The sequence below is a fragment of the Salmonella sp. SAL04202 genome (genome assembly GCF_046550775.1).
Taxonomy (GTDB): domain Bacteria; phylum Pseudomonadota; class Gammaproteobacteria; order Enterobacterales; family Enterobacteriaceae; genus Salmonella; species Salmonella enterica.
Window position 1 is genome coordinate 236,596 of record NZ_JBGDXK010000001.1, and the last position, 12,254, is coordinate 248,849.

Here is a 12,254-nt window from a genome sequence, read left to right on the forward strand (position 1 = left end):
ATGTGTAATTATTACTTGCCTAACATACCTGTGAAATGTGTTTGAAGGAAGTCTCAATTCTGAAAACATATTTGTCTATTATTGCAAGGAAAGGTAATTTCTGCGGTTGATATTGAGTCAGGGAGAGAAAGATGAAATTTTTGAAACGGGGTGTGGCGCTGGCGTTACTGGCGGCGTTCGCGCTGACGACTCAGCCTGCACAGGCTTACGAAAAAGATAAAACCTATAAAATTACTATCCTGCATACCAACGATCACCACGGTCACTTCTGGCGCAGCGAATATGGCGAATATGGTCTGGCGGCGCAAAAAACGCTGGTGGACAGTATCCGTAAAGAGGTGGCGCAAGAGGGGGGAAGCGTCCTGTTGTTATCCGGCGGCGACATTAATACCGGGGTGCCGGAATCCGATCTCCAGGATGCGGAGCCCGATTTCCGCGGGATGAATCTGATTGGCTACGACGCTATGGCCGTCGGTAATCATGAATTTGATAATCCGCTCACCGTATTGCGCCAGCAGGAAAAGTGGGCGAAGTTTCCCTTTCTTTCCGCCAATATTTATCAAAAAAGTACCGGCGAGCGTCTGTTTAAGCCGTGGGCTATTTTTACACGCCAGGATATAAAAATCGCGGTAATCGGCTTAACCACCGATGACACGGCGAAAATAGGCAACTCGGAATATTTCACCGATATTGAGTTTCGTAAACCTGCTGAAGAAGCAAAGGTGGTGATTCAGGAACTTAATATGAATGAAAAACCGGACGTGATTATCGCGACCACGCATATGGGGCATTATGACAACGGCGATCACGGTTCGAACGCGCCGGGCGACGTTGAGATGGCGCGTAGCCTGCCTGCCGGTTCGTTGGCGATGATTGTGGGCGGTCACTCACAAGACCCGGTATGCATGGCGTCGGAAAATAAAAAACAGGTGAATTACGTACCGGGAACGCCCTGCGCGCCGGATAAGCAAAATGGCATCTGGATCGTGCAGGCGCATGAGTGGGGTAAATATGTGGGCCGCGCGGATTTCGAATTCCGTAACGGCGAGATGAAAATGGTTAACTACCAGCTTATTCCGGTAAATCTCAAGAAAAAAGTGACCTGGGATAACGGGAAAAGCGAGCGTGTACTTTACACGCCGGAAATCGCCGAAAATCCGCAAATGCTCTCGTTATTAACGCCGTTCCAGAATAAAGGTAAAGCGCAACTGGAGGTGAAAATTGGTAGCGTGAATGGCCTTCTTGAAGGCGATCGCAGTAAGGTCAGATTTGTCCAGACCAATATGGGACGGGTGATTCTGGCTGCGCAGATCGCGCGCACCGGCGCCGATTTTGGCGTGATGAGCGGCGGCGGTATTCGCGACTCGATTGAGGCGGGAGATATTACCTATAAAAGCGTGCTCAAGGTACAGCCGTTCGGCAATATTGTGGTGTATGCCGATATGAGCGGCAAAGAGGTGGTTGATTATCTCACCGCCGTAGCGCAGATGAAACCGGACTCCGGCGCCTATCCACAGTTCGCCAATGTGAGCTTTGTCGCCAAAGAGGGCAAGCTCACCGATCTGAAAATCAAAGGCGAGCCTGTTGATCCGGCTAAAACCTATCGCATGGCGACGCTGAGTTTCAACGCCACGGGCGGCGATGGTTATCCGCGCATCGATAACAAACCGGGATACGTGAATACCGGGTTTATTGACGCGGAAGTGCTGAAAGAGTTTATTCAGCAGAATTCACCGCTGGATGCGGCGGCGTTTACGCCAAAAGGCGAGGTGAGCTGGCTGTAGCGGTACGGATAGCCATCACTGCCTGATGGCGCGCAGCCTTAAGGCCTACGGATTATGTCTGCTGTAGGCCGGATAAGGCGTTTGCGCCGCTATCCGGCAATGTATTTTACGCAGGCTTAATCCCGACGCGCGATATCAGCGAATTTAGCACCCAGTATGGCGGCCAAATCGTCAGCCGCCAGTTCAATATCCAGCCCGCGTTTACCACCGGAAACATAAATAGTGGCAAACGTGCGGGCAGGCGCGTCAATCAGCGTGGGCAGCCGTTTCTTCTGTCCCAGCGGACTGATCCCGCCGACCAGATATCCCGTGGTGCGTTGCGCCACCATCGGGTCGGCCATATCGACCTTTTTCGCGCCCAGAGCTTTGGCGACTTTTTTCAAATCCAGCTGCCCGGCTACAGGCGTCACGGCGACGGCCAGTTGCTTCATATCGCCATTCACGGCGACCAAAAGCGTTTTATACACCTGATCGGCGTTTAGCCCGAGCTTACGCACCACTTCATCGCCAAAGTTAGTTTCATTCGGATCGTGATCGTAGGTGTGAATGTTAAACGGAATCTTGTTTTTTTCGAGTAACTTAACTGCGGGTGTCATAACGTTCCTTCTTACTACAGACGTGATTTGCCATCAGCATACGCCCGAAAGCGGACTAAAAAATAGTATAATCTTGTGCATTAGGTCTTGGCAGTTGCGGCAACTTTGAGCGACAATCTGAAGATCCGAAGCGAAAGCGTCGGGATAATAATAACGATGAAATTCCTCTTTGACGGGCCAATAGCGATATTGGCCATTTTTTTATTTCAATATTTGCGGTAGGTTGCCTTCGCCGTACAGATGTAGCGCCCCTACGGCTACCACGTAGCGTCCCGGCGGCAGTGCCAGCAGCGCGTCGCGCCAGGCTTCATTGCGTTTTACCATCAGTACATCATACAGCGGTTGGCTAAACGTTCTGGGGAGCGAAGCGCCGACGCTGGTCGGCGGCTGTTCAAGCCACCAGCCGATCATCACCTGCAAAAGCCGTGCGTTGGTGTGCCAGTGTGTCAGCGTGTCGTCGAGCAGCGCCATCCCGCCATCGGGCAGATCGCAGAGTAGTTCGAGCTGGTGTTTCGCCCCTTCCAGCTCTTGCACCGGCAGTGACATTTCGCGGGCAGCCTGTAATAGCTGATAATCAATGCCATAGTCCGGACGCAATCCCAGCCGTTGCGCCTGCGTGGCCTGTAGCACCATAGCTATCTGCCATAAAGGTTGATTATCAAAATGGATCAGCGGCATACCCAACTCGCTGACCCGTTTTTCCAGTGCGCTTAGCTGCCCGGCGCTGAGACGTTCGACCAACGGCGGGCATTTGGGGAGATTGCTGAATGGCGTTTCGTTACCAGAAATATCCGCTTCAACGACCAGCGCGTCGGCCTGGCGTAGCTTTTTCACCAGCTTTGCTGGAAGAGGAGCCATATCGCGCGTCCCCATATGAATACTGCCAACCAGATGCAGATGACGACCGCCGGGCAGGGAGAGATCGATAGCAGGCCAACTATTTGGGGTACCACGCAGCGCGCGCCATAAACGTTTAAGTTGATTTAATAACTCCATACGCGCTCCCTTTGAAAAAGCTCATGCTAGCGCGTTGGAGAAAAGGGCGCAATGCGCCCTGACGGGACGTCAACGATCGGTCGGGTTATTCGCTGCCGTCGAGATAGGCCGTTCTGGCGATGGTCATTTCAAGCTGGCATTTATAAATACTGATGCGCTTTTCAGCGGGTATGGCCTCGGATTTGGCATCGCTAAGTTTGCCGCACTGCTGCTCTTTTTTTGTCACCCAGACTCGCTGCTCTTGTTTTAATGCCGTTCGGGCAGAAGTGGGTAGCGATTTCCAGACCTGATTAAGCTCGCGATCTCTACTCTCAAATTTCTTTGCTGCGATTTCAATCAGTGAGTTATTTTTTTTCTTTATAATGCTATCACCAGATACCGTCATTCTTGCCATTACATAAATAGACCGCGCCAATTTATCGGTTTTTTGCACAGGGGTGACAACAATATCTTTGTTGTTGTCTGCTAGCTGAATATTGTAGTTAACCTGTTTCCAGGTCACCGTATTGTTTATTACTTGTCCATCCCCTTGTGAAATATAGAATAGAGTGTTTGGTAAGTCTTTCATTAATTTAAATAATGGCTGAGGAATACCCATGGCGACGGTAGCCGAGCAAGTTCGTAAGTTGGCATTTTCTGGTTGAGGGTTCTGCGTGATTACATCACTGAATTGAACAGGAATAGCCCGGAGTTGTTGCTCGTATTGAGTTTGGGGGATATCGAAGAAAAGCGTGGAGGGCTCTTTAATATAGTCTTGCTGTAAACGACCTAATGCTTCATTGTAAATCCATTCTTTTGCCGCCGTGACTGCATTATCGTTGCCACATTTTAACTCTGGAGTGGAATCAAATAACCCTGCATAACTGACGGCGGGAGAAAGCAGGAAAAGAAGCGTAACTGCTTTTCTAAACATAAATAACACATCCTTATGATTCAAAAAAACATTATAAAATGTTGATTTTTATTTTTCTACAGGATGTGCGGTTAAATTTTTATATATTGATACGGTAAATTACTGATGGCTTAATAATATATCAGGCAGCTGATGCTGCCTGATATAGCGTTTTTACGCTTTCGGTTTAAAGCGCAATAGCCGGTTGGCATTGCTTACGACGGTAATGGAAGACAGCGCCATTGCCGCGCCCGCTACTACCGGGTTTAACAAGGTACCGGTAAACGGCCACAGAATACCGGCGGCCACCGGGATACCAATGCTGTTGTAGATAAATGCGCCAAGCAGGTTTTGCTTCATATTGCGCAACGTCGCGCGCGAAATGGCCAGCGCATCCGCCACGCCCATCAGACTATGGCGCATCAGCGTAATCGCCGCGGTTTCAATCGCCACATCGCTGCCGCCGCCCATCGCGATACCGACGTCCGCCTGCGCCAGCGCGGGCGCATCGTTGATACCATCGCCGACCATCGCAACCTGACGACCCTGGCTTTGCAGACGTTTAATCGCATCGGCTTTGCCATCCGGCAGAACGCCCGCAATCACTTCATCAATGCCCGCTTCTTTGGCAATCGCGTTAGCCGTCGTTGGGTTATCCCCGGTGAGCATTACCAGACGGTATCCGGCGTTGTGCAGGCGTTCAAGCGCGGCAATACTATCGCTGCGCAATGGATCGCGTACCGCCAGTAACGCCGCCGCTTTACCGTCAATCGCCAGCAGGACCGGAGTCGAGCCTTGCGAGGCCTGCGCGGTGATTTCCGCCGTCATATCATCCGTGGCGACGTGCTGTTCGTTCAGCAACGCCTGGTTCCCCAGAAGCAGTTGATGACCTTCCGCTTCACCGCTGACGCCCAGTCCGCGCAGAGTTCTGAAACCGTTCACCTGCGGCAGTTTATCATCGCCGGCTTTTTCCAGAATCGCATGGGCCAGCGGGTGGCTGGAGCCTTGTTCGAGCGCGGCAGCCAGACGTAATGCCTGAGCTTCCTCAACGCCGTTAAAGGTTTTTATCGCCACCACTTGCGGCTTGCCTTCCGTCAGCGTCCCGGTTTTATCAAAAACGAGGGTATCCAACGTACTGGCGCGTTGCAGGGCATCGGCGTCGCGTACCAGCACGCCGAATTCGGCAGCGCGGCCTACGCCGGAAATAATCGACATTGGCGTCGCCAGGCCTAATGCGCAAGGGCAGGCGATAATCAGTACGGTGGTGGCGATGACCAGCGTATAAACAATTTGCGGTGCCGGACCAAAGAAATACCAGATAGCGGCGCTGAACAGCGCAATGGCCACGACGACGGGAACGAATACCGCGGAGATTTTATCGGCCAGTTGGCCAATTTCCGGTTTACTGCTCTGCGCCTGGCGTACCATGCGAATAATGCGTGACAGCGTGGTATGACTGCCCACCGCGCTGGCGCGGAACAGGACGCTGCCGTCCTGGACGACGGTGCCGGCATGAACGCTGTCGCCTTCGCCTTTTTGCTGCGGAATAGGTTCGCCGGTCAGCATGGCTTCATCAAGCCACGCTTCGCCCTGGGTAATTTCGCCATCCACCGGCACGCGATCGCCGGTAGTGAGCCGCAGCAGCATCCCAGGCTGAACGTCCGCCAGCGGGACGCTTTTTTCGCCGTCTTCTGTCACGACGCGTGCGGTGGGCGGGGTGAGATCGAGTAATTTTTCCAGCGCTTTTGAGGAACGCTGACGGGCGCGCGCTTCCAGCATGTGTCCGAGATTAATCAGACCGATAATCATCGCGCTGGCTTCGTAATAGAGGTGCCGCGCTTCCATCGGGAACCACTGCGGCCACAGGTTGACGCTCATGGAGTAGAGCCAGGCGACCCCGGTGCCGAGCGCCACCAGCGTATCCATCGTCGCCGTGCCGTTCAGCAGGCTTTTCCACGCGTTACGGTAAAAGTGACCGCCCGCAAAGACCATCACCGCAAGCGTGATCAGGCCAATAGCCAGCCACAGGCTGCGGTTGTCGCCGGTCACCATCATGTTATCGCCGATCATCCCCCAGACCATGACCGGTATACCGACCGCCAGGGCGACGATGGCCTGCCAGCGAAAACGTTTCATGGTGGCGATGGCGGTTTCCTGCTGGCGCTCGCGGCGTTTGATGTCATCTTCAATCGCTTCTGCGCCGTAGCCGGCTTTTTCCACCGCCTGCACTAAATCAGCGGCGGACGCGCTGCCCATCACCAGCGCAGTGCGTTCCGCCAGGTTTACCCGTGCCTGCGTGACGCCCGGTACGCTTTGTAGCGCATGTTGTACGCGGGTGACACAACTGGCGCAGCTCATGCCGCTTAACAGCAACTGTTGGCTTTCTTCATCGGCCGTCGCTACCGGAAGCTCATGAGGAACCGCTGCCAGTGCTTCCGACGGGATTGATGACTCCGTCAGCGGTTTAGCCTTTGGGTGGCTTAACGTCGCGCCATACCCGGCTTGTTTGATGGTTTCAATTAACGCGTCCGCACTGGCGGTACCGGTAACGTGCGCTTCGGTTACGGTAACGTCCGCCAGCTCAACATCCGGACGTTGTTCAAGACTTTCTTTCACGCGTTTAACGCAATGACCGCAGGACAAACCGTCCAGGGTCAGGTCGATAGTTTGAGACATAGTAAAAACTCCTTTATGATTGGTCATCAATTCATTGACCTTAGTAATCGTAGTGACTCACTGTGATAAAGGTTAAACCTTCCAGCAAGGTTAAGGTCAAGGGGGAAATATGAATATTAGCGATGTGGCGAAAAAAACCGGTTTAACCAGCAAAGCCATTCGGTTTTATGAAGAGAAAGGGCTGGTGACGCCGCCATTACGTAGCGAAAATGGTTATCGCACCTACACGCAGAAGCATTTAAACGAGCTGACGTTGCTGCGACAGGCGAGGCAGGTGGGGTTTAATCTGGAAGAGTGTGGCGAACTGGTCAATCTGTTTAACGATCCGCGACGCCATAGCGCAGATGTGAAAAAGCGGACGCTGGAAAAGGTCGCGGAGATCGAACGCCATATCAGCGAGCTGCAATCAATGCGCGATCAACTGTTGGCGCTGGCGGAGAGTTGTCCCGGCGATGACAGCGCCGACTGCCCGATTATTGATAATCTTTCCGGCTGCTGTCATCACAAGGCGCAAAAGCCACGTTGATTAAACGGCACGAATGCGTAAGGTGATGCCTTCCACGGCGATCACTTCGACATGCGTACCTGCGCGCAGGTCTTCGTCAGCGCATACCGGCCACGAGCTGTCGCCGACACGCATATGACCCCGTCCGTTCACTAACGCGGCATCAAGCATAAACCGGCGGCCTACCAGTTGTTGTCCGCGTTGGTTAAGGCGGCTGTCGGCCGGCTTCTGTTCCCGCACGCGACGCGCCAGCCAGCGCCACCAAAGCCAGGCCGCCAGCAACGTTAAGGCCGCAAACAGCACGCCCTGCCATTCCCAGCCGAGCGGTAAGAGCCAGACGGTTAAGCCGGTAATCACTGCCGCCACGCCGCTCCACAGCAAATAGCCGTTACCGCCGAGCATTTCCGCAGCCAACAACAGGCCGCCGAGGCTAAGCCAGAAGATATGCGGATGTACCAGAATCATCGCTATCATGCTTTTTTCCGTTCGCTGGCGCTGTCCTTAACCAGCTCGCTGATCCCGGCGATAGCGCCCATCAGACTGCTGGCATCCAGCGGCATCATGACCACTTTGCTGTTATTCGCCGAGCCGATTTGCTGTAACGCTTCGGTGTATTTCTGCGCCACGAAGTAGTTTATCGCCTGAATATCCCCGGCGGCGATGGCTTCAGACACCATCTGCGTAGCGCGGGCTTCCGCTTCGGCGGAACGTTCGCGCGCTTCCGCCTGCAGGAAAGCGGACTGACGTTCGCCTTCGGCTTTCAGAATCTGCGACTGTTTTTCCCCCTCGGCTTTCAGGATTTCCGCCTGACGTACCCCTTCGGCCTCAAGGATATAGGCGCGTTTGGTACGTTCCGCTTTCATCTGGGCGTTCATCGAGGAGATCAATTCCGCGGGCGGGCGGACATCGCGAATTTCGATACGGGTAACTTTAATTCCCCACGGATTGGTGGCTTCATCGACAATATGTAGCAGCCGCGTGTTGATGCTGTCGCGCTGGGAGAGCATTTCATCCAGCTCCATCGAACCGAGCACCGTACGGATATTGGTCATGGTCAGGTTAATGATCGCCAGTTCCAGGTTACTGACTTCATAGGCGGCGCGCGGCGCATCGATAACCTGAATAAAACAGACCGCATCGATAGTGACGTTGGCGTTATCTTTTGAGATCACCTCCTGCGACGGAATATCCAGCACTTGTTCCATCATATTGATCTTGCGGCCAATTCTGTCCATAAACGGTACAACAAGGCTTAATCCCGGCTGCAGGGTTTTGGTGTAACGTCCAAAGCGCTCCACCGTCCACTGGTATCCCTGCGGAACGATTTTGACGCCCGCGCCGACGATCACCAGCGCGACGAAAATGAGAATAGGGATAAGAATGAGCATAGCTAAACCTCCTGTTGCGTTGTCCATAAACCGATTTTGCTGACGAATTAAGCGAATTATACCTGATTCAGTAAAGCATGTTCCCCCCTTATTAATTACAGGGATACACTATCGCTATAAAAATATGAACAACGGATGCGCAATAAATGACAGAACGTAGCATGTTGCTTGAGTTAAAGCAGGTCGGTTACCGGACTGCGACGACAAAAATAGTGAATAACATCAGTTTTACGCTGCAACGCGGCGAATTTAAGTTAATTACCGGTCCTTCTGGCTGCGGAAAAAGTACGTTGTTGAAAATGGTGGCCTCGTTAATAAGCCCTGATATCGGCGTGATTCTTTTTGAGGGGCAGGATATTACTACTCTGAGTCCGGAAGCCTATCGCCAGCAGGTTTCTTATTGCGCTCAGACGCCAGCGCTATTTGGTGATACGGTTTACGATAACCTGATTTTTCCCTGGCAAATTCGCCATCAGCGCCCGCAGCCGACAGCCTTCGCAGACGATCTGGCGCGTTTTGAACTGCCGGAGACGATTCTGCAAAAACCGATTACCGCGCTTTCCGGCGGAGAAAAACAGCGTATTGCTCTAATTCGTAATCTACAGTTTCTGCCGAAAATACTGTTACTCGACGAAATAACCAGCGCGCTGGATGAACATAACAAACGGAATGTAAATGATATTATTCATCGCTATGTTCGCGATAAGCAGGTCGCTGTCTTGTGGGTAACGCATGATAAAGATGAAATTCAACACGCGGATAAGGTGATAACGTTAACGCCATCTGCCGGAGAGATGCAGGAGGCGCGTTATGAACGAGCATAATATTACCAATACCTCGCTGGCGTTATCGATGCTGCTGGTGGTGGTCGCGATGCTCATCAGTCACAAGGAAAAGCTGGCGCTGGAAAAAGATATTCTGTGGAGCGTATGCCGGGCGGTGATACAGCTCATTATTGTCGGCTATGTACTGAAATACATCTTTGGCGTTAATCATGCCGCCCTGACGCTGCTGATGGTGCTGTTCATCTGTTTTAACGCCGCCTGGAACGCGCAAAAGCGCAGTAAATATATCGATAAGGCATTTCTCTCCTCGTTTATCGCCATCACCGTCGGCGCCGGACTAACGCTGACGGTACTGGTGCTTACCGGTTCGATTGAATTTGCGCCGATGCAGGTGATTCCCATCGCTGGCATGGTTGCCGGCAATGCGATGGTGGCGGTAGGGCTGTGCTACAACCAACTGGGGCTGCGTTTTCATAGCGAGCAGCAGCAAATCCAGGAAAAATTAAGTTTGGGCGCAACGCCGAAAATGGCTTCCGCCGGGCTTATCCGCGATAGCATCCGCGCATCGCTTATCCCGACGATCGACTCGGCAAAGACCGTTGGGCTGGTGAGCCTGCCGGGGATGATGTCCGGGCTGATTTTTGCCGGGATCGATCCGGTAAAAGCGATTAAATATCAAATTATGGTAACGTTTATGCTGTTGTCGACAGCCAGCCTGTCTACCATCATTGCCTGCTATTTAACCTACCGGAAGTTCTATAATTCGCGTCATCAGTTGGTAGTGATGCCGCTCAAGAAATCATGATAGTGGCCGGATGATGGCGCAAGCGCCTTATCCGGCCTGAGGACGACAGGTAGGCCAGATAAGCGCGCCATCAGGCAAGAGAGGATTAATACAGTAGCGCGTACAACTGGCGGCGGTATTTCGACGCCAGCGCGTCGCCGGTGCCGAGCGCGGCAAGGATCTCCTGGAAGGTTTTGCGCGTCTGTCCCTCGGCGGCGGCAAGATCTTTTCTCAGATGGCTGAACAGCAATTCCAGCGCTTCTTCATTACGTCCGACCTGGTGCAACTGCAACGCCAGTTGCGTTGCCAAAGCCGCATCCTGCGGATTCTCCGCGACTTGCTGCTGAAGTTGCTGAATTTCCGGCGTATCCGCCGCCTGTTTAAGCAGTTCGATCTGCGCAACCAGCCCCTGATAACGGGTATCCTGATCCTGTAGCGGGATAGTTTTTAACACCGCTTCGGCCTCTTCAGAGCGGTTCAGCGCAATTTGCGCTTCCGCCAGTAACAGGCCAATCTCACTGTTCTGCGAAGAGAGCTGCCAGGCGTCTTTGAGCAACGGCAGCGCGTCAATGTAGTTGCCCTCCTGCATTAACTGCATCGCTTGTTGCGCTTTTAGCTCTTCTTCACGCGGCAGTACTTTATCCAGCAGAGCGCGGATCGCCTCTTCCGGCTGCGGCCCCTGGAAACCATCGACCGGTTGGCCATTCTGGAACAGATAGACTGTCGGGATGGCGCGCAGACCAAACTGAGCGGCGATCATCTGTTCGGCGTCGCAGTCCAGCTTTGCCAGAATAAACTGACCGTGGTACTGGGCAGCCAGACTTTCCAGCACTGGCGTTAATTGCAGACAGTGTTGGCTGCGTTCAGACCAGAAATAGAACAGTACCGGCGTGGTCATGGACTGCTCTAAGGTCTGCTGCAGGTTGGATTCATTAATATTGACAATGTTCTGTACGGACATGGCGTCGCTCTCTTTTGTCTGTGTCACGTTTACATGGGGGCTGACTGGCGCGCTTCAACTCAGCTTTGTAAAATTTTATCCAGCACCCGGCCCGGCAATAGGCGTTTCAGCGCCATCACCGCCCAGGTGACCAGCGTAACGGGATAGCGCAGCCTGGGTTTATCGCTTGCAAAAGCATGACGCACTTTCGCTACTACCGCGTCAGGATCGCGGGTGAAACGTGCGGCGATGCCGGGATTTTCTACCGGTTTATCACGCTGCGTCTGGTTAACGTTATCCGTAAAACGGGTACGAATCGGCCCCGGTTCTATCAGGCTCACTTTAATGCCTGTGTGCCGTAGCTCCATACGTAGCGCGTCAGACCAGGCTTCGAGCGCATATTTGCTGGCGGCATAAGCGCCGCGCCCTGGGGTGGAAATCAGCCCCATCACCGATGAGGTCATCACAATGCGTCCTTCGCCATGCGGCAACATGGCGGGAAGTAAGCGCATAGTAAGCTGATGCGCGCCGAAAAAATTACTGGAAAACTGTTGCTCCATCTGCTCACGGCTGATGGTAGAAAGGGGGCCATACACGCCGTAGCCGGCATTGTTAAAGATCCCATACAGACGATTATCGGTCAGGGCGATCACTTCATCGGCGGCACGATCCACGCTTTCAGGGGAGTCGAGATCGATCAACACGCCGGTAAATCCCATACTGTTCATCCGGGCGACATCATCAGGTTTGCGGCAGCCCGCCAGGATTTGAAAGCCCTGGCGTTTAAGTTCAAGCGCGCTGTCCAGACCGATTCCGCTGGAACATCCTGTTATTAAGACCGATTTTTGCATAACTTTACCTGTCAGGATCTCCGTTGATTTAAGAGTCGTGGTTAACTATATCCGTCA

12 protein-coding genes are annotated in these 12,254 nt (G+C 53.1%); 4 read left to right on the top strand and 8 right to left on the bottom strand.

All coding sequences use genetic code 11. The features are described from left to right. Positions 1-131 precede the first annotated feature (131 nt). Positions 132-1,784 carry a bifunctional UDP-sugar hydrolase/5'-nucleotidase UshA gene (gene ushA / locus ACLJQJ_RS01175; protein WP_063808872.1) on the top strand — a complete coding sequence of 551 codons (1,653 nt, stop codon included), beginning with the start codon at positions 132-134 and terminating at the stop codon, positions 1,782-1,784. Between the two features lie 116 nt (positions 1,785-1,900). Here ushA and ybaK read toward each other — a convergent pair whose 3' ends face one another. The 4 genes from ybaK to copA form a co-directional block, all read right to left on the bottom strand. Next, complete coding sequence (gene ybaK, locus ACLJQJ_RS01180; protein ID WP_000186618.1) at positions 1,901-2,380, bottom strand: Cys-tRNA(Pro)/Cys-tRNA(Cys) deacylase YbaK; 480 nt, start codon at positions 2,378-2,380, stop codon at positions 1,901-1,903. A gap of 201 nt (positions 2,381-2,581) precedes the next feature. Beyond that, positions 2,582-3,376, bottom strand: coding sequence for a TraB/GumN family protein (locus ACLJQJ_RS01185; RefSeq protein WP_000421861.1), 795 nt, complete (start codon positions 3,374-3,376; stop codon positions 2,582-2,584). 85 nt (positions 3,377-3,461) lie between these two features. Further along, on the bottom strand, positions 3,462-4,289 hold the full coding sequence (locus ACLJQJ_RS01190) for a lysozyme inhibitor LprI family protein (RefSeq protein ID WP_063808871.1): 828 nt from the start codon (positions 4,287-4,289) through the stop codon (positions 3,462-3,464). Between the two features lie 153 nt (positions 4,290-4,442). Further along, the gene (gene copA, locus ACLJQJ_RS01195; protein ID WP_000083909.1) at positions 4,443-6,944 is read right to left on the bottom strand and encodes a copper-exporting P-type ATPase CopA; all 2,502 of its coding nucleotides are present in this window, start codon (positions 6,942-6,944) and stop codon (positions 4,443-4,445) included. 109 nt (positions 6,945-7,053) lie between these two features. On the opposite strand from copA, the gene cueR reads away from it, so the two are divergent. Beyond that, complete coding sequence (gene cueR, locus ACLJQJ_RS01200) at positions 7,054-7,470, top strand: Cu(I)-responsive transcriptional regulator (RefSeq protein ID WP_001026760.1); 417 nt, start codon at positions 7,054-7,056, stop codon at positions 7,468-7,470. On the opposite strand, the gene ACLJQJ_RS01205 is transcribed toward cueR, so the two are convergent. Both ACLJQJ_RS01205 and ACLJQJ_RS01210 read right to left on the bottom strand, forming a co-directional pair. Next, positions 7,471-7,923, bottom strand: a complete 453-nt coding sequence (locus ACLJQJ_RS01205; RefSeq protein ID WP_000561172.1) for an NfeD family protein — start codon at positions 7,921-7,923, stop codon at positions 7,471-7,473. Further along, entirely contained in the window at positions 7,920-8,837 is a 918-nt protein-coding gene (locus ACLJQJ_RS01210) for an SPFH domain-containing protein (RefSeq protein WP_000906146.1), read from the bottom strand. The genes ACLJQJ_RS01205 and ACLJQJ_RS01210 overlap by 4 nt, the downstream gene beginning before the upstream one ends. Positions 8,838-8,983: 146 nt before the next feature. Between ACLJQJ_RS01210 and fetA the strand changes: the two genes are divergently transcribed. Together fetA and fetB are read left to right on the top strand one after the other, a co-directional pair. Further along, positions 8,984-9,661 (top strand): iron efflux ABC transporter ATP-binding subunit FetA, encoded by a 678-nt coding sequence (gene fetA, locus ACLJQJ_RS01215; protein ID WP_000140195.1) that lies wholly within the window; start codon positions 8,984-8,986, stop codon positions 9,659-9,661. Further along, complete coding sequence (gene fetB / locus ACLJQJ_RS01220) at positions 9,648-10,427, top strand: iron efflux ABC transporter permease subunit FetB (RefSeq protein ID WP_001002130.1); 780 nt, start codon at positions 9,648-9,650, stop codon at positions 10,425-10,427. Before fetA ends, fetB begins: the two co-directional genes overlap by 14 nt. An 85-nt stretch (positions 10,428-10,512) precedes the next feature. On the opposite strand, the gene cnoX is transcribed toward fetB, so the two are convergent. Both cnoX and ACLJQJ_RS01230 read right to left on the bottom strand, forming a co-directional pair. Beyond that, the gene (gene cnoX, locus ACLJQJ_RS01225) at positions 10,513-11,367 is read right to left on the bottom strand and encodes a chaperedoxin (protein WP_000116060.1); all 855 of its coding nucleotides are present in this window, start codon (positions 11,365-11,367) and stop codon (positions 10,513-10,515) included. A 59-nt stretch (positions 11,368-11,426) separates the two neighbouring features. Next, positions 11,427-12,197, bottom strand: coding sequence for an SDR family oxidoreductase (locus ACLJQJ_RS01230; RefSeq protein WP_023182324.1), 771 nt, complete (start codon positions 12,195-12,197; stop codon positions 11,427-11,429). Between the last annotated feature and the right edge of the window lie 57 nt (positions 12,198-12,254).